Genomic DNA, 20,218 nt, shown 5'->3' with positions numbered 1-20,218 from the left:
TTCCGGCCACAGCACTAGCTAGGGGGCTTCCGGCGGATCGTGCCGGGACGGCCCCCGGAGCGGCCGAGCCGACGGGGAGAACGGCAGCCGTCGACGGCCGGGGCTGGGGGCACCCGATCGTGTCGCGGTGTATGCAGGAGGGATGGACCTCCGCCTGCTGCGCACGCCTCGCCCACGATCCCGGCAGGAGCGCCACGCACAGCTGGCGGTCCCCTTCGCGCTGATCGCCCTCGTGACGGTGGTCGACGTCCTCGCGCCGCCCGAGGTGCACCTCGGTCCGTTCCTGGTGGCCGCGCCGGCCGTGACCGCCTCGTTCGCCGGGCCGCGGATGACGGGCTTCGTGGGCCTGGTCGCCGTACTGGCCCAGTCGGTGGTCGCAGCGACGCGCACCACCCTGACCGATCTGAACCACACCTTCCAGATCGGCGCGCTGGTCGTGATCTCGGTGTTCGTGACCTTCTTCGCCCACCTGCGCGAGGTGCACGAGAAGGAGCTGCTCCAGCTGCGCTCGGTGGCCGAGACCGCGCAGCAGGTGGTCCTGCGGCCGCTGCGCGGCCGGATGGGTCCGCTGAGCGCCGCCTCCGTGTACCTGGCGGCCGTGGCCGAGGCCCAGATCGGCGGTGATCTGTACGCCGCCGCCCGGACGGGCCGGAGCTCCCGGCTGATCGTCGGCGATGTCCGCGGCAAGGGCCTGGAGGCGGTCGGGGACGCCGCGCTCGTCCTCGGCGCCTTCCGGGCGGCCGCCCACCGGGAGGCCGGGCTGCCCGGGCTGGTGGACTACCTGGAGGGCGCGGTCTCCCCCGACCTGGACGACGGTGTCGACCGGGACGAAAGCTTCATCACCGCGGCCGTCCTGGACATCCCCGACGACGAGCCGGTGCTGCACCTCGTCAGCTGCGGGCATCCGCCCCCGCTGGTGCTGCGCCGCGGCGGGCGGGTCGATCCGCTCGACGTGGCGCACCCCGCGCCGCCGCTGGGCCTGGCCGGGCTGCTGGAATCCTCCGTCACCGCGCATACGTTCGCCTTCGCGCAGGGCGATGTCCTGCTCCTCTACACGGACGGTGTCCTGGAGGCACGCGACCGGTCGGGGGTCTTCTACCCGCTCGCGGAGCGCGCGGCCGCCTGGTCGGGCCTGCACCCCCGCGTCCTGCTGGAGCGGCTGTGCGAGGACCTGCTGGCCCACGTGAGCGGCAGCACCCTGGGCGATGACGCGGCGATGGTGGCGGTCGAGCGGCTCGGGTAGCCGCAGGGGGCGCGGGCCGGGCCGGGCCCCCTTGCGAGAATCGGATCATGCTGAGCATCGGAACGATCGTGATGGGCGCCGCGGACGTACGGCGGGCGGCGGAATTCTGGGGCCGGGCACTGGGCTACGTCCCGCGCGACGGCGAGGTCGATGACGGCTGGACCGTCCTGGTTCCGGCCGAGGGCGCCGGACCCGGGCTGGCCCTCGGCCGCAGCACCACCCCCGTACAGGAGCGTCCGCGGGTCCACCTGGATCTGTACGCCGCCGACGCGGCCGAGCAGGAGGCGGAGGTGGCGCGCCTGGTGTCGCTGGGAGCCGTGCGGGTGGACTGGGACTCCTACCCCGAGGACCCCGACTTCGTGGTGCTCGCCGACCCCGAGGGCAACCGCTTCTGCGTCATCGACGCCACCCACGGCTGACCGCCCGCGCCGGCTTAACGGCCGCCGATCCCTTCCTTAAGCGGAACCTAAGTTCTCGACCCCCGCCCCGAAGCGAACGAATGTCCGTTTCGGGGCGGCTAGCGTGCTGCCGCATCCCCAACTCCCCAGTAACCCAAAGGCAGGCACGCGATGGGCAGCACAGGCGGGCACCGGCGCAGGACGAGCCGTACGGCGAAGGCCACCGGCGCGATCGTGGCGGCGGCGGTGATCGGCGGCGCGGCCTTCGCGTTGACCGGAACCGCCCATGCCGGCTCGGTCGGAGCCGTGTACACCAAGTCCAGCTCCTGGAGCGGCGGTTACACCGGCCAGTACGTCATCACCAACGACACCGGCGCGAGCCGGCCGGGCTGGACGCTCCAGTTCGACCTCCCGGCGGGCACGAGGATCGACTCGCTGTGGAACGGAACCCACACGGTCGAGGGACAGCACGTCACCGTCAGGCCCGCGAGCTGGAACCGGGAGCTGGCGGCGGGGGCCTCGGTCACCGTCGGCTTCGTGACGAGCGGATCCGGTGCCCCCGGTGACCCGGCCGGCTGCCGCATCGACGGGCTGAAGTGCTCGGTGGATCCGGGCGCGACGGCCGGCCCCAGCGGACGCCCCACCGCCCGGCCCACGACGACGGCCACGACCGCGCCGACCGCCCCCGCGCCGACCGCCCCGACCGCCCCGACCGCCGCGCAGCCCACCCGCACCCCGCCGGCCACCCCCACCGCCACGCCCGCGCCGACCGCCCCGGGGGCGGGCGCGCGCTTCGCGCCGTACGTGGACACCTCGCTGTACCCGGCGTACGACCTGCTCGACACGGCGGCGACGACCGGCGTGAGGGAGTTCCACCTCGCCTTCATCACCTCCGGCGGCGGCTGCGCTCCGCTGTGGGGCGGGGTCACGGACCTGGCGAGCGACCGGGTCGCCGCCCAGATCGGCGCGCTGCGCGCCAAGGGCGGCGACGTCCGGGTCTCCTTCGGCGGGGCCGCCGGGCACGAGCTGGCACTGAACTGCGCCACCGCCGACGCGCTGGCCGCCGCCTACGGCAAGGTGATCGACCAGTACCGGCTCACGAAGGTCGACTTCGACATCGAGGGCGCGGCCCTGCCGGACACCGCCGCCAACGCGCGCCGGGCCCAAGCCATCGCCCTGCTCCAGAAGTCCCACCCGGGCCTGGACGTGGCGTTCACCCTGCCCGTGATGCCGGAGGGGCTCACCCAGCCGGGAGTGGCCCTGCTGGCCGATGCCCGCAAGAACGGCGTGCGGATCGACGCGGTCAACATCATGGCGATGGACTACGGGCCGGCGTACAGCGGGGACATGGGGCTGTACGCGATCCAGGCGGCGACGGCCACTCAGGCCCAGCTCAAGGGGGTGCTGGGGCTGTCCGACGCGGCGGCCTGGAAGGCGGTCGCCGTCACGCCGATGATCGGCGTGAACGACGTGGCGAGCGAGGTCTTCACCGTCTCGGACGCCGCGCAGCTCGTGGACTTCGCGGCGGCGAAGGGCATCGGCCGACTGGCCATGTGGTCCTCGGCCCGGGACCGGCAGTGCGCGGCCGGGGCCATCGGCACCGCGGACGCCACGTGCAGCTCGATCCTCCAGCAGCCGCTGGCCTTCACCAAGGCGTTCTCGACCCTCAAGTAGCCGCTCCGAGGGGGTGTCCGGCGAGCCCTGCGGACATCCCCCTGCCCCACTGGGCCCGGCGGTGCGGTCAGGCATCCAGGCTGATGGCGTTCTTGGCCCGCTCCACCGACTCCTCGGAGGCGGGTCCGCCCGGGTTCTCCGTGGCCAGGGCCTGGTTGAGCTCGACGAACGGCCGCATGCGCTCCTCGTACCGGGTGAAGGCGGCGCGGTGCTCCGCGCCCGGCCGGGCCGGCTCCTCCGCGAGGACGTGGGCGCCCACCAGGGCCAGGCTCGTGCCCTGGCCCGACAGCGGGGAGGGGCAGTAGCCCGCGTCGCCGAGCAGCACGACCCGGCCGCGCGACCAGTGGTCCATGCGGATCTGGGCCATGGCGTCGCAGTAGAAGTCGGGCGCCTCGGCTGCGGCCTTGGCGAGCCGCTCCCCCTCCCAGCGCAGGGCGGCGGCCTTTTCGGTGACCAGCTCGCGCAGCCGCTCGGGGTCGCGCTGCCCGCCGTCGAGCGGCTCGGAGGCGAAGCCGAAGGCGATCCTCAGCTCGGTGTTGTCGCGGACCGGCGTGATCCCGAAGCCCGCTTCACCGGACCGGGTCCCCTCGACCCGCCGGCTCTGCCGGGACTGGGGCGTCGCCCTGGCCACCGCCACCAAGGCGCTGACCACGCTGCGATCGGAGGGGCTCGTCACCACGCGCCCGCGCGCCGCCACGGTCGTCGCCGGGCGCGCGGCACCGGCATCGCCATCGCCATCGCCATCGCCATCGCCATCGCCATCGCCATCGGCACCGAGGGCCCCCCAGCGGAGCACCCCTCCCCCGGCTGCCGACCAGGAGCTGACCCGCGAGGGGATCATCCGCGCCGCCATCGACATCGCCGACGGCGAGGGGCTCGCGGCACTGACCATGCGCGGTGTCGCGGCCCGGCTGGGTGTGGCGGCGATGTCCCCTTACCGCCACATCGGGGATCGCCGACACGTCGAAGGCCGGCGGGACCCTCGGAACACGCCGTAGCCGAGCGCCCGTGGGTCCCTGGATCTTCCGTAGGGTCGGTACCCCTGCCCCGTACCGCTGAGTCGAGGATCCACGTGCCCCTGCTCCCGCCGCCGCCCCTGAACCGAGGCCTGGCCCTCTGCACCGCCCTGCTGGCCGTGGTCGCCGGCGTGGCGCCGATCACGCTCACCGTCACCACGGCCACCGCCGCCCACGCCGCCGAGGCACCGGCCGCCGATCTCCCGGCCCTGGTCCAGGCGTTGCGGAACACGACCGACGCCGGAGCCCCGGGGGCGATGGCCCGGGTCACCGGCCCCGGCGGCGTCCGGACCAGGGCGGTGGGCGTACGCGACCGGGGCACGGGCGCGGCCATGGACCCCCGGGCCCGCTTCCGGATCGGCAGCGTCACGAAGACCTTCTCCGCCGTCGTGGCGCTGCAACTCGTCTCGGAGGGGCGGATCCGGCTCGACGATCCCGTCGGCCGGCACCTGCCGGGTCTGCTGCCCGACGACCGGATCACGGTGCGCCACCTGCTGAACCACCGGAGCGGGCTGGCCGATTACACGGATGCCATGTTCGCCCGGACGGTTCCGGGCTTCGAGGCCGTACGGAACAAGGTGTTCGGCTACGGGGACCTCGTGGCGCTCTCGCTCCGCGAACCGAGGACCACCGAGCCGGGCGCCTCGTACCAGTACTCGAACACCAACTTCGTCGTCCTCGGCATGCTCATCGAGAAGACCACCGGACACCCCGTGGCCGAGGAGTACGACCGCCGCATCATCAGGCCGCTGCGACTGCGGAACACCTCGTACGTCCACCCCGGCACGAAGATCGAGGGGCTGCACGCCCGCGGCTACCTCCACCCCGACGAGGCCGGCGCGCCCCTGGTCGACTCCACCGAACAGACGGCCTCCTGGGCGCAGTCCGCCGGGGCGATGATCTCGGACGCGGCCGATCTGAACACCTTCACCTCCGCGCTGCTCGACGGCCGCCTGCTGCCCGCACGAACGCTGGACCTGATGCTCACCATGACCCCGACCGATGCCTCCGGCACCCGCTCCTACGGGCTGGGACTGCGCCGCTACGACCTCTCGTGCGGCATCTCGGTGTACGGCCACACCGGCACCGTGCAGGGCTTCTACACCTACGCCTTCGCCACCCGGGACGGCCGCCGCAGCCTCGCCGCCATGGCGAACACCTCGAACCGGGGCGCCGCGAACACGGCCCTCGGCGGGACGCTCGAAGCCGCGTTCTGCGGCAGGCGCTCCGGGCCGGCCGGCCCGCGCGGATTCACGCCGGCCCCGGCCGAGGTGGACCTCCCGGAACGGCACGCCCGCTGAGCCCGCGCTCCGAGGGGTGGCTCCGCACCGGATGGCGGGGATCACGGCAGCACGCCGGCCCGCCGGGGCCGGCGCGCCCCGCCACCGAACCCCGGAGATACTCCGCGGTCCGCTTGCCCGGGCTTCCGTCCGACTGATCCCCGACGCGGGCGGGCCCGCACGGCGCCCCCTGGGGGCCGCATCCGCATGCTGAGATCATCTCGCCACCATTCGGCCTGCCGGCGCGCGGATCACGCCAATCCGGGCCGCGGGTCAACACCGGGGCGGCGGGGGCGGGTTACGGTCCGGCCATGAATTCGAACACGCGGACCCCTGTCGCTCCTCCGCCCAGCCGACGCGCCCTGCTGCGCACCGCCGTGGCGGGTACGGCGGTCGCCGGCGCGGGGCTGGCCCTCGGGCCGGGCTTTCCCGCTTCCGCCGCCTCCCGGGAGGCGGACGGCGGGGACCGGCCCACCACGCCCGCGCAGGCGCTGCGCCGGCTGGCGGCCGGGAACGAGCGCTGGCGCACCCACCGGCAGGAGCACCCGCACGAGTCCGCGTACCTGCGCCGCCAACTGGTCGCTGGGCAGCAGCCGTTCGCGGTCGTGCTGGGCTGCATCGACTCGCGGGTGCCCCCGGAGCTGGTCTTCGACCAGGGGCTGGGCGATCTGATGACCGTCCGGTCCGCCGGTGAGGTGCTCGACGAGGCGGTGCTCGGGAGCATCGCATACGGGGTCCTCGAACTGCACATACCGCTGGTGCTCGTGCTGGCCCACCAGTCGTGCGGAGCCGTCGCCGCGGCGGTCCACGCCGACGAGACCGGCGAGCCGCTGCCCGCCCACATCCAGTACCTGGCCGACCAGATACGGCCGTCCATCGACCGCGGGCAGCACGGCGAGGCCCGCATCGACGCCACCGTCAACGCGCACGTACGGAGCGTCCGCGGCCGGCTGGCGGCCGAACCGGACCTGGCCGGCAAGGTGGCCTCGGGGGAACTGGCCGTGGTCGCCGCCCGCTACGAGCTGCGCGACCAGCGCGTACGCACCCTGTCCTGACGGCGGTGGCGGCGGCGGCTCCGGGAAGGCAGGGCTCGCGCGCGGGAGAGGGACCATGCCGAACGGCGCTCTGGCCCGGCATGAGTCCTACCAGTACCACCCTCCTCGCGATCGCCGTTCTCTGCACACGAGGAGAAACGATCCGACCTGCTGTGGAGCCTGGACCACCTCCCGCAGGGCGTCACCTCCTTCCTGGTGACCACCTCCCTCCGGGGCGATGAGAACCACCAGCCCACGCAGAAGTTCATCGAGAAGGTGAAGGCGCCCGCGTGCGTCTCCTGGCTCCGGGAGGTCCCCCGGCCCTGGAGTGGATCAGCGGGCGCCTCGCCTCCGAGTGAACCGCGGGCAGGAAGACCCCCGGCCCGTCAGTCCCTCGGCCCGTCAGCCGTCGGCCCGTCGGCCCGTCAGCCGGAGCGGAGCCGGGCGGCCGCCTCGCGGGCGGCGTCGACGGCCCCGGCCCGGGCGGCCTGGCGGTCGTCATCGCTCCGCGCGTAGGTCAGCCAGACCACCATGTTGCTGCGGCGGAAGCAGAGCTGCGCCGAGACGGGCGCACCCGGCACGGTCTTGCGGAAGCGGAGGAAGGCCTCGTCCCCGATGCCGGGCACGTCCTCGACGGTGTCCTTCTCCCAGCCGGATGCGTCGGTGCGGTCCTCGCGCATGTCCTCGCGGGCCAGGTCCACGGTCAGCCGGAAGGGCCGCAGGTGGACGTTGGAGCGGTTCGTGCCCTGCACGCGCGGAGCGGCCTAGGTGCAGGCGCCGGCGTCTTCCCGGCCGCCGAGGGCGGTCGGCACAGCCGGTGGATCGTCTGCGGGGTCACCAGCTCGCAGGAGTGCGGATCGGCCGTGAACTCCCCGGCCTGAGCCCGCTCCCGCTCCCACCACTTCCACGCTCCGAGGCCCGCCGCCGTGGTGAGGAGCAGGAGGACGACCACGACCAGCCCGGCGCGCGGGTACCTGGGGGTTGCGGAGGGTATGGGCACCGCCGCAGCATAGGCGGCCGCGCGCCCGAGTGGGCCGGAACGGAGGCGACCGTCTCGGCCACGGCCGGGCACCGGAAGCCGAAAGCAGCCGGAAGCCGGAGGCCGCGTACCGTTCTCGCGGCCGACCTCACACACGAGGCCTCCGCACACGAGGCCTCCGGGATGCCGGACGCCGGATCTCGGGGGCTGCGCACCGTCACGCGGCCCCGCGCACGAGGCCGAGCGGCCGGACGCCAGACATTGGAGATTCCTCCGATTCTGCCAGGTGGCACGGGGTTTTCCCGCCGCGCGGGCGCTGGGGACGGCCTGCGCGGTCGGCGCCGCGCTGTAGGACCACGGGTCCCGAGAGACGATGGGAGTAGCCCCGCGAGGCTCGCCCGCCAGAGGTCCCACGGCGCCGGGCCGACGGCCGGAAGGGAGCCATCGCAATGGATGCAGCCGATGCGCCGAGGGCTGACGCCGACCGCGCGGTGGCCGGTCTCGTCCCGCCCAGCGGACTGCTCGACGTCCTGAACGTGGCCGCGGTCGTCCTCGACGCGAAGGGGCGGATCGCCCTGTGGAGCCCGCAGGCCGAGCAGCTGTTCGGGTGGACGGCGCAGGAGGCGCTGGGCCAGCCGGCCGCCCGGCTGCTGACCTCCCACGAGCACGTGGACCTGGTCCTGGAGCTGTTCGCGCGGGTGATGGGCGGGGCCGGTGACTGGGCCGGGGCGTTCCCCGTACGGCGCAAGGACGGCAGCTCCACACTCGTGGAGTTCCGCAACATGCGGCTGCTGGACGAGCGCGGGGACCGGTACGCCCTGGGGATCGCGACCGACCGGACCCGGCTGCGGCACCTGGAGCGGGACCTGGCCCTGTCCGCGCGCCTGGTGGCGCAGTCCCCCATCGGGCTCGCGGTCCTGGACACGGACCTGCGCTACGTCCTGGTCAACCCGATGCTGGAGCGCATCAACGGGCTGCCGGCCGCCGCCCACATCGGCCGCCGGGTCCGCGACGCCCTGTCCTTCCTGGACGACGCGGAGGCCGTCGAGGCCGCGATGCGGCAGGTGCTGGCCACCGGTACTCCGCTGCTGGAGCAGTTCACCGCCGGCCACACCCACTCCGACCAGCGTGCCGAGCACGCCTGGTCGGTGTCGTACTACCGGCTGGAGGACGCCGCCGGCCGGGTGCTGGGTGTGGCCACCTCGGTCGTGGACGTCACCCAGAGTCACCAGGCGGCCAAGGAGATCGGCCACAGCCGCCGCCGGCTCGCCATGATCGCGGACGCCACGGTCCGTATCGGCACCACCCTCGACCTGGAGCAGACCGCCCGCGAGCTGGCCGACGTCGTCGTGCCGGAGCTGGCCGACGTCGCGGCCGTGGACATCCTCGACTCGGTCCTGGAAGGCCGTCCCAGCATCGCCCAGACGGCCCGCGGGCCGGCGGTGTTCCGGGCGCTGGCCGTGGCGGCCGCCTACCCCAGCGAGGCCGTGCGCGCAGCGGACCCGCCGGGCGACATCGCCCGCTACGAGGCGGACCGGCTGGTCACCCAGTCCGTGACGACCGGGCACCCGGTGCTCGTGGCCCACGTACATGCCCAGGACCTCTCGCGCATCGCCCGCGACGACGACGCCGCAGCCCTCTTGGCCCGCGCCGGCCTGCGCTCGTACCTGGCCGTGCCGCTCATCGCCCGCGGCGAGGTCCTCGGGGCGCTCGACCTCAAGCGGACGCGCAACCCGCTGCCCTTCGACGACGACGACATCATCCTGGCGGGCGAGCTGGCCGCACGCGCCGCCGTGTGCATCGACAACGCCCGCTGGTACCGCAACGCGCACCACACCGCGCTCGCCCTCCAGCACCACCTGCTGCCGCACCACCCGCCGCCCACCCCGGGTCTGGAAGTCGCCTACCGGTACCAGCCCGCGGCGGCCACCAGTGAGATCGGCGGCGACTGGTTCGACGCCATCGCGCAACCGGACGACACGACCGCCATCGTCATCGGCGACGTCATGGGCAGCGGCATCAACGCCGCCGCCAGCATGGGACAGCTGCGCACCGCCACCCGTACGCTCGCCGAGCTGGGCCTGGATCCCGCCCAGGTGCTCCAGTACCTCGACCGCACCACCTCCGGGCTGGACGAGACCATCGCGACCTGCATCTACGCCGTCTACGACCCGCACCGCGCGGAGTGCCGCATAGCCGTCGCCGGACACCTGCCGCCGGTCCTCATCCGGAAGGGCCGCGCGCCCCGCCTGCTCGAGCTGCCCACGGGCACACCGCTGGGCGTGGGCGGCCCCTTCGAGGCGACCACGGTCCCGATGAAGCCCGACGACCAGCTGGTCCTGTACACGGACGGCCTGGTGGAAACCCGCGACCGGTCCATCGACGACCGGCTCTCCCTGATGCTGGAGCTCCTCGCCGGCACCGGCCGGACGCTGGAGGAGACGTGCGACCGGCTCCTGGACTCCCTGCGCCACCCGGAGGACCACGACGACGTGGCCCTGGTCATCGCCCGGGCCCGCCCCCAGCCCCTGGAGAACACGCGCTAGAGGGAGAGGCCGTCGACCAGTTCGGCGCCGGGCAGCTCGGCGAACAGCTTGCCGGGCGCGATGATCTTGCCGCGGCGCCGGCCGCTGCCGACGAGGACGTACGGCATGTCCGCGACCGCCGGGTCCACGAGCAGCGGCCAGTCGGCCGGCAGGCCGACGGGGGTGATGCCGCCGTACTCCATGCCGGTCAGCTCCACGGCCGTCGCCATCGGGGCGAAGGACACCTTGCGGGCCCCCAGGTGACGCCGGACGGCGCCGTTCACGTCGACCCGGCCCGCCGAGGGCACCAGGCAGGCCGCGAAGCTGGTCTCGCCACCGCGCTTGGCGGCCACGACCACACAGTTGGCCGACTGCCCGAGCAGCTCCTGCCCGTAGTGTGCGACGAAAGCGGCGGTGTCGGCGATCTCCGGATCGGTGTCGACGTAGAGGATCTGCTCGGCGGGCATCGCGCCCCGCCAGCCGAGGACCGCTTCGGCCACCGGCCGGGTCAGCTCGGCGAGGCAGCCGGAGGCGGGCCGGGCGGGGTCGAAGGGACCGATGGGAGCGCGCATACCCGCACCGTAACCCGGACGGGTGCGGCCCTCGGAACCGGATTGCACGTCGCGCCCGGCGCCGGTCACCTCGTGGTCGAGGAGCAGCCGGACCAGGTGACAGCCCTCGTATGAGGCGGCACATGGACGTGGGCGGCGTGGGGTCCGCTGCGGGACCCGGTCGCGCGGGATGGGGAGGGGGCCGCTTACGATGCGGGGTATGAGTCGGCAGGCGAGGCGAGCGGTGGTGCCCTTCGGGCTGTGCTCCGGCCTGCTGCTCGTCCTGACCGTGCTGTTCGGCCTCGTGGCGATGCACGGCCTGGGCCCGGGGGGTCTCCCCGCGGCCGCACACACCACGGCCGGCGCGCACCACGGTGCCGAGGCCGCAGCGGTCCACGACGGTTGCGTCCACGCCGACGATCCGTCGGACGGCGGAAGCGGCGGCGGGCATGCCGAGCACGCCGATGCGACCTGCGCGGCCGCCGGCGTCGCGGGTTCTCCCGTCCTGCCCGTACCGGCCGTACTGCCCGGCACGGTCCACGGCCTGACGGGGGCCGGCCACGGGGTCGTTCCCGATGTCGCCTTCGGCGGACGCGCTCCCCCCTCACTGAGCGAACTGCAGCTCCTGCGCATATAGGACGGCCGCGCCTCCTCTCGGCCAAGGCCCTTTCCTCGGCACGCCCTGCGTGCGCGTGCCCCTCACACCAGGAGCAGCACCAGCATGACCGCCAACCGTTCCCTCATCCGTCGCGCCACCGCCGTGGCCGCGGCCACCACCGCCGCCCTCGTCCTCGCCGCCTGTGGCGGCAGCGGCGCCAACGACAGCGGGTCGGCCCACAGCGGCGGCCACAACGCCTCCGCCTCGCCTTCCGCCTCCGCCGCCCCGCAGCAGGGCGCCCACAACGCGGCCGACACCGCCTTCGCGCAGGGGATGATCCCCCACCACCGGCAGGCCGTGGAGATGGCCGGCCTCGCCGCGACGCGCGCCGAATCGGCCGAGGTCAAGGCGCTCGCCGACGAGATCAAGAAGGCCCAGGACCCGGAGATCACGACCCTGACCGGCTGGCTGACCGCGTGGGGCGAGCAGGTCCCCGCGGAAGGCGGCGGCCACGACGGTCACGGCGGGCACGACATGCCCACGTCCGGGATGATGACGGCCGAGGAGATGGACGGCCTGGAGAAGACCTCCGGCAAGGCCTTCGACACGGCGTTCCTCCAGCTGATGGTCAAGCACCACGAGGGCGCCGTCGCCATGGCCAAGACCGAGCAGTCCGGCGGCTCGTACCAGCCCGCCAAGGACATGGCCGGCGCCATCATCACCTCTCAGAGCGCCGAGATCACCCGTATGAACACGCTCCTCGGCAAGAGCTGAGCACCGCCGGCCCGAGGGACCACCCCTCGGGCCGGCCGGCCCGTCAGTACCGGCGCGGCGACATGATGTGGGGCTCGGCCCCCGGCGCCTCCAGGAGGCAGCGCGGCACGCCGGGGCCGGGCGTCGCGCGTACGGAGACCTGCGTCGGCGGATCGGTCGGCAGCTCCACCTGCACCGTCAGGGGGTGGTCGTCGGGCGTCGTGGCGTAGCCGCCCTCCTTGCCGTCGACGAGGACCTCCACGACGGTGGTGTGGCCGGTCTGGACGTTGGCACTGATGGAGTGCCCGGCGTGATCGATGTGGAAGTGATGGCGTCGTCTCATCGGTGCGGCCTCCCTCTGCCCGCTTCCAGCGTAGCCACGGCCCGCGCGCGGGGCCTCGCCACCGGCTACGGAGCCAGGGTCAGGGTGACGCGCCACAGCCCTCGGGGCCGAGGGCTGTCCGCCGTACGGGTCGGGGGCGCGGCATGGGGCTGCCGGCAGTGTGCTCGCCGGGCACCGGCCGACGGCTCCTGATCGTCCGTCACGCAGCGGCCTCCTTCCGGTGCGCACAGGACAGCCCAGGGTCGTAGGTTTCTCCAAGAGGCTTGGCGCGCCGGTGAGTTGTTCGCCCCTACTTCTTGCGAGCGTTCCCGGCTCTCCCACAAGACCCCGTATGATCACGGCATGGTTACAGCTTGGCCGCGCTCCGGCGGTCGGCCGATCCGCCCGTCCGCGGGTCGGCTGGTGATCCTCGCGCTGGCCCTGCTGATCCTGGGCTTCCTGTGCCCGCACAACAGCGAGCCGGGAAGCCCCACCTCCGCCTCCCCCGTGGCCGCCGGCGCCCCTGCCGGCGAAGACCACCACGGGCCCTCGCATGACTGCGCGCCGCTCTCGCCGCAACCGGCGGCCGCACATGACGCGGCCACACCGCGCACCGCCGCCTCTGCCGCCCTCCGTGTGAAGTCCGCCCTTCCGGGCCGCTCCCCCGCGCTCGCCGCGGATCAGGGGCGGTCAGCCTGTCCCGCCCCGGCACACCCCGTAGTGCGAGCCGTCCTCCAGATGTAGGCCGTCGCATCCGTCGCATCCGACGACACTCGACGCGCTGCGGGATATGCCCATAACAGGGCGATATGTTCAGAGACCTTCAGGATCTGACACCCCGACACCCGCGACCGCGCGCAGCCGACGAGAACCGCCGACGACACTTCCGGCCCACCTGGGCGCGGCAGTGACTGTTGTACGGAGGAACTGTGCCTCGCCACCACTCCGCGCCCTGGCCGCGCGCCCTGCTCGCCTGCCTGATGAGCGGGCTGCTGCTCGCAGCGGTCCACTGCTCCTCCTACCTGTCCGGCGACACGCACGGCCATCTCTCCCTCGGCGCGTTCGCGCCCACCTCCACCTCCGCGCCCGGCCCCGCGCCCGCGCCCGCGTCCACCTCCGCGCCCGCCTCCGCCTCCGCCGACCCCCAGCAGCACGCACCCGAGCGGCCCCGGCACGACCACGGCGCCGCGTGCACCTTCCCCGGTCTGCCCGCCCAGGCCGCCCAAGGCGAGCCCCCGCACCCGGCCGGTCCGGTCCTCGCCTTGACGCCCGCCATGACACCCGGGCAGCCGACGGCGGACGCGCCCTCGGCTGCCCCCGGCTCCCGCCGCAGAACCGCCATAGCCCGCCCGGGCCGCACCACGCTCACCAGCGTCTGTCGGTGGCGCATCTAGGCCACTCGGTCACGCAGCCGTTCCCAGCGGCTCCCGAACGAGTACCCGACGCGTATCACCGAACGAAAGCGCAGTCATGCATTCCTCGATCAGCGACACGTCATCCGCCACGCGCTCCGCCCTGTCCGCACTCGTCGGCAACACCCCCCTGCTGCGGATCTCCGAGCCCCTCGCACCGGCCGGCCGCGGCTTCTGGGCCAAGCTGGAGGGCTTCAACCCGGGCGGAATCAAGGACCGCCCCGGCCTGCACATGGTCGAACGCGCCCGCGCCCGCGGCGACCTCAAGCCGGGCGCGCGCATCATCGAGTCCACCAGCGGCACCCTCGGGCTCGGCCTCGCCCTCGCGGGCATGGTGTACGGCCACCCGGTCACCCTGGTGACCGACCCCGGCCTGGAGGCCTCCATGACCCGGCTGCTCGCCGCCTACGGGGCCCAGGTCAACGTGGTCGCCGAACCGCACGCGACCGGCGGCTGGCAGCAGGCCCGCCGCGACCGGGTCAGCCACCTGCTGGCGCGGCACCCGGACTCCTGGTGCCCCGACCAGTACAACAACCCCGACAACACCACGGCCTACACGCCCCTGGCGCTCGAACTCGCCACCGCGCTCCAGCACATCGACGTCCTGGTGTGCAGCGTGGGCACCGGCGGCCACTCCGCGGGCATCTCCCGCGCGCTGCGCCGGCTGTATCCCGACCTGACGCTGGTCGGCGTCGACACCATCGGCTCGACGATCTTCGGGCAGCCTGCCCGGCCCCGGCTGATGCGCGGCCTCGGCTCCAGCATCTACCCCCGGAACGTCGCCTACGAGAACTTCGACGAGGTCCACTGGGTCTCCCCGGCGGAAGCCGTGTGGGCCTGCCGCCGGCTGGCGGGCTCCCACTACGCCACCGGCGGATGGAGCGTCGGCGCGGTCGCTCTGGTCGCGGGCTGGACGGCTCGGTCCCTGCCCGAGGACACCCGCATCGCGGCGGTCTTCCCGGACGGCCCGCAGCGCTACCTCGGCACCGTCTACGACGACGACTACTGCCGCGCCCACGGCCTGCTCGACGCCCCGCCGGCGTCCGAACCGGATCTCATCGGCCGCCTGGACGAGAAGGAGGTCACCCGCTGGACCCGCTGCACGGCGGTGGTCGACCCGCTCACGCTCGGCTCCGAGGAGCAGGCGCGGTGAAGGGGACCCTCGCACAGGTCCGCACCTACGAGCGGAGCGTCCGACTGCTGATGGTGAACCAGTTCACCATCAACCTCGGCTTCTACATGCTCATGCCCTACCTCGCCACCCACCTGGCGGGCCCGCTGGGGCTCGCCGGCTGGCTGGTCGGGCTGATCCTCGGCGTCCGCAACTTCAGCCAGCAGGGCATGTTCCTGATCGGCGGAACCCTGGCCGACCGGCTCGGCTACAAACCGATGATCATCGCGGGACTCGTGCTGCGCACCGCCGGCTTCGCGGTCCTGGGGCTCGTGGAGTCCGTACCCGCCCTGCTCGCGGCCTCCGCGGCGACGGGGCTGGCCGGGGCCCTGTTCAACCCCGCGTCCCGCGCCTACCTCGCCGCCGACGCGGGAGAGCGCAGGGTGGAGGCGTTCGCCCTGTTCAACGTCTTCTACCAGGCCGGAATCCTGCTCGGCCCCCTGGTGGGGATGGTGCTCACCGGGGTCGACTTCAGCGTGACCTGCCTGGTGGCATCGGGGATCTTCGCGGTGCTGAGCCTCGTACAGATCCGGGCGCTGCCCGCGCGACGGGCGGCGGACAGGAGGACCGCCGAGGGCGTCCTCACCCAGTGGCGCGGGATCTTCTCCAACCGCCCGTTCCTGCTCTTCTCCATGGCCATGACCGGCTCGTACGTCATGTCCTTCCAGGTCTACCTCGCCCTCCCCCTGGAGGTCCGGCGCCTGGGCGGAGAAGGGCGGTTCGGCACGGCAGCGGTGGCGGTGCTGTTCGCCGTCTCCGGGCTGAGCACGATCCTCTTCCAGACGAAGGTGACCGCGTGGTGCAAGGCCAGGACCGAGCCCGGCCGGGCCCTGGTGTGGGGCCTGCTGACCATGGGGGTGGCGTTCGTACCCCTGCTCCTGGCCTCGGCCGTGCCGGTGCCGGGCGGCGGGCCGGGGCTGTGGCTGCTGGCCTCCGTACCGCCCGCGCTGTCCGCGCTGCTGCTGGCGCTCGGCACGATGATCGCGTACCCGTTCGAGATGGACACGATCGTCCGGCTGGCCGACGACCGGCTCGTGGCCACCCACTACGGGCTGTACAACACCATCTGCGGGGTCGGCATCACCCTCGGCAACCTCCTCACGGGCGTGGCGCTGGACGCGGCGCGCGACGCCGGGATGTCCGCGCTGCCGTGGCTGGCGCTGTGCGCGCTCGGCCTCGTGTGCGGCGGCGCACTGTACGCACTGCACCGCACCGGCCGCCTCGCGCCGCCGGCGCCGCAGTCCCGGTCCGCACCCGCGACCGTCTGATCGCCCCGGCCGTCTGACCGCATCACCGGTGGCCGAGGGGCGGGCGCGTCACACCGCCCGCCCCTCGGCGCCGTCTCCTGTAGCGCGCGTCTGACGGCCCGCCGTCCCAAGTGCGGATGCGCGGGGGCGCGGCAGGTGTCAGGGGCGTTCACGGCCCCGGTGGTGGACGCCGACACCGACGCCGAAGTTCCGTGGATGGCGACCTCGTTCGTCGTCGGCCTCTCGCTGCACTCGGCGGCCGGGGCCCACGGACCGCTGCCCGAGGACGCGTTGCGGATGCTGACGGCCGGCCTCGCGGAGGCGCCGGTCTCGGTGCACGGAGCCGGGGTGATCCACCGGGACCTGAGGCCGGCGAACGTCCTCCTGGCCCTGGACGGGCCGCACGTGATCGACCACCGACGGGACGGCGCTCACCTCCACCGGATCGCTGATCGGCTCGGCGCCCTACATGTCGCCGGAACAGGCGCTGGGGCAGCATCCCACCCCGTTCGAGCGGCCGGATGTGGGTGCTGAACACCCAGGGCGGCCAAGCCCGTTGGACGTCCGAGCCGAACGGACCGTGACGTACAGCCAGGTCCCGATCCGGGCGGGCGGCGGACGGGTGTACGGCATGGGCGCGAAGGGACTGGTGGCCATCAACGCTACGGACACGACACCATCCTGACCGGCAGCCGCAAGGCAGAGCGCGATTCCTCTAGCGCAAATGCAGGCCAGCCTGGCATATTCGCCTCGTGGGTGATTCACTGTGTCCAGACAGGCCCGCCCCACCCGGTCGACCATGGGTCCACCGGCCACGGACACCCGCCCCTGGACTGCTTGGCGGCTCTCGCTGTCACAGCGGGCGTGGTGCAGGAAGCCCCTGCTTGCCGATCGCGGTGTTCGGCGAGCGGGGGCTCCGTCACGCCTCCACGGCCATCAGCACTGTGGCCAGTGTGACGCCCCGGCGGGGGCTGAGGAGCCGCCAGGTGAGCCTGGAGGTCGGGGCCGTACCCGTAGCCCTCGGCCACGCTCTCCGCGTAGTCGGCGGCTCGGACGACGCCGGTGCTCGACCGAAGATCGCCAAGCAGTAGGCTCGCTCCGCAACACGACGCGAAGGGGGGCTCAGTGGCGGGTTGCGGCGATCGGTGGGGGTATCAGCGGGCTGGGGACGGCGCTCACGCTTGGCCGGCGGGGCCATACGGTCACGTTGTTCGAGCAGGACGCCCGGCAGGCCGGAGAGGACCTGAACCAGGACTTCTTCCACTGGGACAGACCCCGGATCCCGCAGGCCACCCAGCCCCACTCGCTCCTCGCGCCCGTACGCACCGTGTTGCGCACCGAGACCCCTGATGTCTACGCGGACCTGCTGGCACGCGGAGCCCGGGAGTACCACGAGTTCGACTGGTTCGGCGAGCATCCGCCGCATCGGGCCGGCGATGAGGACTGGTGACCCTGCGCACCCGCCGCATCGTGCTGGAGGCCGCCCTCCGCCCGTGGTTCGACGCGCAGGTGACGGCCGGCCGTGCCAACGAGCAACGCCTCGCCGAGAGCGCACCACCCTCAGACCGGCGGGCTGCTGCCCTGGCCGCCTGCGCCTTCGACGATCCCGTCGTCATGAGAGCCCGAGCCCAGGTACGTCTCCTGCGACCAGCCCACGACGCCTACGGCACCGACGAAGTGGACCGACACGTCACCGCCTGGCTGACCGCGCACCCGGACTTCTCGCCGCAGCACGACGGCCCGACCCGAGACCAGTGGGACGCACTCATCCCAGGCTGAACGCTTGGGGCATGGCCACCCAGGTGCGTCCACCACGGCGAGATGAGACAAGACGAACGCGTACTACCGGGCCTTGCCATTCTGCGATCCGGACGAACTGCAACCGAACGTCACACGGGAGACGCCAACGCATGAATACGCCACCATCGTCACCTGGATCGGAGCGGACTGACGGATCATCCGTCCGGATCGGCGCTCTCGTTCCGCTGACTCGGCCTGGCTGGGTCGAGGCAGGCCGGCACTTGCTCGCTGGACTCGAGCTGGCCGTCGGCGAAGTCAACGAGGCCGGCGGGATCGGCGGAAGACCACTCGAACTGGTGGTCCGAGACACCGCGGCTGATCCCCAGCGGGCCGCAGCGGCCGTGGATGAATTGGCCCGCCTGGGCGTGGCCGCCTTGGCGGGGGAGTATCACAGCGTCGTCGCTCGCGCCGCTGCCGCCAGGGCCGACGCCCTCGGCCTGCCGTTCCTCTGCTCGTCAGCGGTTCTCGACGCGCTCACGGAACAGCCGACGGAATGGGTCGCGCGCCTCGCCCCGGCGCAGTCCCACGGCTGGCAGATCTACGCGGACTTCCTCCTCGGCGCGGGCCACAGCCGAATCGCCGTAGCAGCCGAGCCGAGTGTCTACTGGGCCGCTGGGGCCCGCATTCTGCGTGACTACCTCGCTCCACGCGGCGGCACCGTCATCGAACTCGATGTACGTGCGCTCGCCCCCACGGCCGTGTGTGACGAGCTCGTCGGCAATCGCGCGACAGCCCTCCTTCTGTTGACCGGCTTCCCGGAGCCCGCAGTGTCGATCGTCAAGTCGGTCCGCCGTGACGAGCGCCTTGCCGAGATCATGATGGGTGCTCCGGCCGGGCAACCGGAGTTCGCCGAATGGGCGACGTTGCTGGGCGACGACAGCGCCGCGATCCCGTTCCTGCGCTACCTGCCCGAGCGCCTCGGCCCACTCGGTGCACGAGTCGAGACGGCCCTGCGCGAGCGGTTGGGCGAAGCGCCCTCCTTCGTCGCCTTCGAGGGCTACGACACGGTCGTCGTCCTCGCCGATGTGCTGCGTTCTCACGGCGCGGACCGGGCGCGCCTTGCCGAATCCTGGCCGCGCGTCGCAGTCGAAGGCACCCGCGGGCAGATCCGGTTCTCCCGCACGCCGGGCATCAGCGTGTGGCAATGGGCTTGGACGCCCATCCAAGTCGTTGATCGAGATCCGGCGGAACCCGAGCGCTTCCGGATCCTTCACGCCGGCTGAGGGGAAGCGGAGCGATCCGTGCCGCGACCTCCGGGGTACGTGTGCAGGCGGTCAAACCCCCGGCAGCCACTTTTCCCTCCGATGGCCTACTCCGGCTAGCCCTTTGGGACGGACGGCCCTCTCATGAAACTGGGGCAGGTACCCACCCCGCTCACTCGCAGAAAGGCACGCCCATGTACGAGATGCGCGCCGAGTCCACCGACGACCCATGCGAACTGATCTGGCACGTCGTTGCCAAGGACACCATCGCCGGCACCCTCTGCGGAGGCCGCCTCGCACCGCATGCGACCGCCGCCGAGCCTGCGGTCACAGCGGCAACCGAACGCTACTGCGACCCCTGCATGACCGCCTTCGGAACGGCACTGCAGGCGTGGGCCGATCCGAGCAGCCGAAAGGAGCCCGCGTAGCCGCGGGGTGTGGGCCGGGCCGCGGCGGGTAAGCGCACGCCATGGCCTTTCGACACCCGGCGGAGAAGAGCGGGGACCGAGGGCGGGCCGGCCTCTTCGAGAGGCTCGCCGAGCTGGCCTCGAATTTCACGAGCTCGGCCGCCTTCTCCCTCCTGTGCGTGGCCTTGGTGGCCGGCCTCGTGGTGGTCCACGTCCTGGGCCTGGCCTACGAGTGGCAGCACCTCGCGGGCGACGCGATCAGCGCGGTGGCCTTGCTGCTGCTGGCCTTGCTGAAGAACTCCGAGCAGCGCGCCGAGCACGCCATCCAGCGCAAGCTCGACGCCATCGCCGCGGCGCTCCTGGAGCAGCAGGAGGGCAAGCGGGGCGAGGCCCACGAGGACCTGAAGTCCGCGATCCGGATGGAGGAGCTGTAGCGCCGCCCCGGAAACGGGGGCCACATGTGGACGGCGATGGCCGTGGGGCCCGGCCGGGCCCCACGGCCGCTAACCCCTCCCTTCCCGCCGGGCTCCGCACCGCCGCTGTCCGCGGGCCGCCGCACCCCAAGCAGGCGGGCCAGGGGGCCCGAAAGGGACACCGCCCATACGC

21 protein-coding genes and 1 pseudogene are annotated in these 20,218 nt (G+C 73.2%); 17 read left to right on the top strand and 5 right to left on the bottom strand.

Going from position 1 to position 20,218, the window contains the following annotated elements; translation table 11 throughout:
• Window positions 1-142 precede the first annotated feature (142 nt).
• The 3 genes from J7E94_RS25630 to J7E94_RS25620 all read left to right on the top strand — a co-directional run bounded on the left by J7E94_RS25630 (window position 143) and on the right by J7E94_RS25620 (window position 3,315).
• Entirely contained in the window at window positions 143-1,243 is a 1,101-nt protein-coding gene (locus J7E94_RS25630) for a PP2C family protein-serine/threonine phosphatase (protein WP_215019154.1), read from the top strand.
• A 47-nt stretch (window positions 1,244-1,290) separates the two neighbouring features.
• Window positions 1,291-1,662 carry a VOC family protein gene (locus tag J7E94_RS25625; RefSeq protein ID WP_215019153.1) on the top strand — a complete coding sequence of 124 codons (372 nt, stop codon included), beginning with the start codon at window positions 1,291-1,293 and terminating at the stop codon, window positions 1,660-1,662.
• Between the two features lie 150 nt (window positions 1,663-1,812).
• A complete protein-coding gene (locus J7E94_RS25620; protein WP_215019152.1) occupies window positions 1,813-3,315 on the top strand; it encodes a cellulose binding domain-containing protein in 1,503 nt (500 codons plus the stop codon).
• 67 nt (window positions 3,316-3,382) lie between these two features.
• Here J7E94_RS25620 and J7E94_RS34895 read toward each other — a convergent pair whose 3' ends face one another.
• Together J7E94_RS34895 and J7E94_RS36035 are read right to left on the bottom strand one after the other, a co-directional pair.
• The gene (locus tag J7E94_RS34895) at window positions 3,383-3,967 is read right to left on the bottom strand and encodes an FAD-dependent monooxygenase (RefSeq protein WP_308345451.1); all 585 of its coding nucleotides are present in this window, start codon (window positions 3,965-3,967) and stop codon (window positions 3,383-3,385) included.
• Between the two features lie 20 nt (window positions 3,968-3,987).
• On the bottom strand, window positions 3,988-4,077 hold the full coding sequence (locus J7E94_RS36035; protein WP_374224503.1) for a hypothetical protein: 90 nt from the start codon (window positions 4,075-4,077) through the stop codon (window positions 3,988-3,990).
• A gap of 316 nt (window positions 4,078-4,393) precedes the next feature.
• Between J7E94_RS36035 and J7E94_RS25610 the strand changes: the two genes are divergently transcribed.
• Window positions 4,394-5,632, top strand: coding sequence for a serine hydrolase domain-containing protein (locus J7E94_RS25610; protein WP_251057221.1), 1,239 nt, complete (start codon window positions 4,394-4,396; stop codon window positions 5,630-5,632).
• Window positions 5,633-5,922: 290 nt separating this feature from the next.
• Entirely contained in the window at window positions 5,923-6,666 is a 744-nt protein-coding gene (locus J7E94_RS25605) for a carbonic anhydrase (protein WP_215019150.1), read from the top strand.
• Between the two features lie 404 nt (window positions 6,667-7,070).
• Here the strand turns inward: J7E94_RS25605 and J7E94_RS25600 are convergent, their stop codons facing one another.
• A complete protein-coding gene (locus tag J7E94_RS25600; RefSeq protein ID WP_215019149.1) occupies window positions 7,071-7,397 on the bottom strand; it encodes a hypothetical protein in 327 nt (108 codons plus the stop codon).
• A 676-nt stretch (window positions 7,398-8,073) separates the two neighbouring features.
• Here J7E94_RS25600 and J7E94_RS25595 point away from each other — a divergent pair.
• Window positions 8,074-10,170: a SpoIIE family protein phosphatase gene (locus J7E94_RS25595; protein WP_215019148.1), complete on the top strand. Its 2,097-nt coding sequence runs from the start codon at window positions 8,074-8,076 to the stop codon at window positions 10,168-10,170.
• Here the strand turns inward: J7E94_RS25595 and J7E94_RS25590 are convergent.
• Window positions 10,167-10,721, bottom strand: coding sequence for a YbaK/EbsC family protein (locus tag J7E94_RS25590; protein ID WP_215019147.1), 555 nt, complete (start codon window positions 10,719-10,721; stop codon window positions 10,167-10,169). The two genes, J7E94_RS25595 and J7E94_RS25590, sit on opposite strands and share 4 nt — an antisense overlap.
• A gap of 199 nt (window positions 10,722-10,920) precedes the next feature.
• Between J7E94_RS25590 and J7E94_RS25585 the strand changes: the two genes are divergently transcribed.
• Both J7E94_RS25585 and J7E94_RS25580 read left to right on the top strand, forming a co-directional pair.
• Complete coding sequence (locus tag J7E94_RS25585; RefSeq protein WP_251057212.1) at window positions 10,921-11,337, top strand: DUF6153 family protein; 417 nt, start codon at window positions 10,921-10,923, stop codon at window positions 11,335-11,337.
• Between the two features lie 84 nt (window positions 11,338-11,421).
• Window positions 11,422-12,072 (top strand): DUF305 domain-containing protein, encoded by a 651-nt coding sequence (locus tag J7E94_RS25580; RefSeq protein ID WP_215019145.1) that lies wholly within the window; start codon window positions 11,422-11,424, stop codon window positions 12,070-12,072.
• A gap of 43 nt (window positions 12,073-12,115) precedes the next feature.
• Here the strand turns inward: J7E94_RS25580 and J7E94_RS25575 are convergent, their stop codons facing one another.
• Window positions 12,116-12,394: a hypothetical protein gene (locus J7E94_RS25575; protein ID WP_215019144.1), complete on the bottom strand. Its 279-nt coding sequence runs from the start codon at window positions 12,392-12,394 to the stop codon at window positions 12,116-12,118.
• A 342-nt stretch (window positions 12,395-12,736) separates the two neighbouring features.
• On the opposite strand from J7E94_RS25575, the gene J7E94_RS25570 reads away from it, so the two are divergent.
• The 9 genes and pseudogenes from J7E94_RS25570 to J7E94_RS25530 all read left to right on the top strand — a co-directional run bounded on the left by J7E94_RS25570 (window position 12,737) and on the right by J7E94_RS25530 (window position 20,046).
• Window positions 12,737-13,117: a hypothetical protein gene (locus J7E94_RS25570; protein WP_215019143.1), complete on the top strand. Its 381-nt coding sequence runs from the start codon at window positions 12,737-12,739 to the stop codon at window positions 13,115-13,117.
• 185 nt (window positions 13,118-13,302) lie between these two features.
• Window positions 13,303-13,767, top strand: a complete 465-nt coding sequence (locus J7E94_RS25565) for a hypothetical protein (protein ID WP_215019142.1) — start codon at window positions 13,303-13,305, stop codon at window positions 13,765-13,767.
• A 76-nt stretch (window positions 13,768-13,843) separates the two neighbouring features.
• Window positions 13,844-14,938 carry a PLP-dependent cysteine synthase family protein gene (locus J7E94_RS25560; protein WP_215019141.1) on the top strand — a complete coding sequence of 365 codons (1,095 nt, stop codon included), beginning with the start codon at window positions 13,844-13,846 and terminating at the stop codon, window positions 14,936-14,938.
• A complete protein-coding gene (locus tag J7E94_RS25555; protein ID WP_215019140.1) occupies window positions 14,935-16,224 on the top strand; it encodes an MFS transporter in 1,290 nt (429 codons plus the stop codon). Before J7E94_RS25560 ends, J7E94_RS25555 begins: the two co-directional genes overlap by 4 nt.
• Before the next feature lie 135 nt (window positions 16,225-16,359).
• Window positions 16,360-16,737, top strand: coding sequence for a hypothetical protein (locus tag J7E94_RS25550; RefSeq protein ID WP_215019139.1), 378 nt, complete (start codon window positions 16,360-16,362; stop codon window positions 16,735-16,737).
• A 619-nt stretch (window positions 16,738-17,356) separates the two neighbouring features.
• Window positions 17,357-17,982 (top strand): annotated as a pseudogene (locus J7E94_RS25545) (hypothetical protein).
• A gap of 131 nt (window positions 17,983-18,113) precedes the next feature.
• Window positions 18,114-19,226: an ABC transporter substrate-binding protein gene (locus J7E94_RS25540; RefSeq protein ID WP_215019138.1), complete on the top strand. Its 1,113-nt coding sequence runs from the start codon at window positions 18,114-18,116 to the stop codon at window positions 19,224-19,226.
• Window positions 19,227-19,399: 173 nt separating this feature from the next.
• Complete coding sequence (locus J7E94_RS25535) at window positions 19,400-19,633, top strand: hypothetical protein (protein WP_215019137.1); 234 nt, start codon at window positions 19,400-19,402, stop codon at window positions 19,631-19,633.
• Window positions 19,634-19,674: 41 nt separating this feature from the next.
• Window positions 19,675-20,046: a hypothetical protein gene (locus tag J7E94_RS25530; RefSeq protein ID WP_215019136.1), complete on the top strand. Its 372-nt coding sequence runs from the start codon at window positions 19,675-19,677 to the stop codon at window positions 20,044-20,046.
• The last annotated feature ends 172 nt before the right edge of the window (window positions 20,047-20,218 follow it).

It is taken from the genome of Streptomyces sp. ISL-94 (assembly GCF_018614075.1).
Classification (GTDB): domain Bacteria; phylum Actinomycetota; class Actinomycetes; order Streptomycetales; family Streptomycetaceae; genus Streptomyces.
This window is presented reverse-complemented; position numbering and strand designations above follow the sequence as displayed.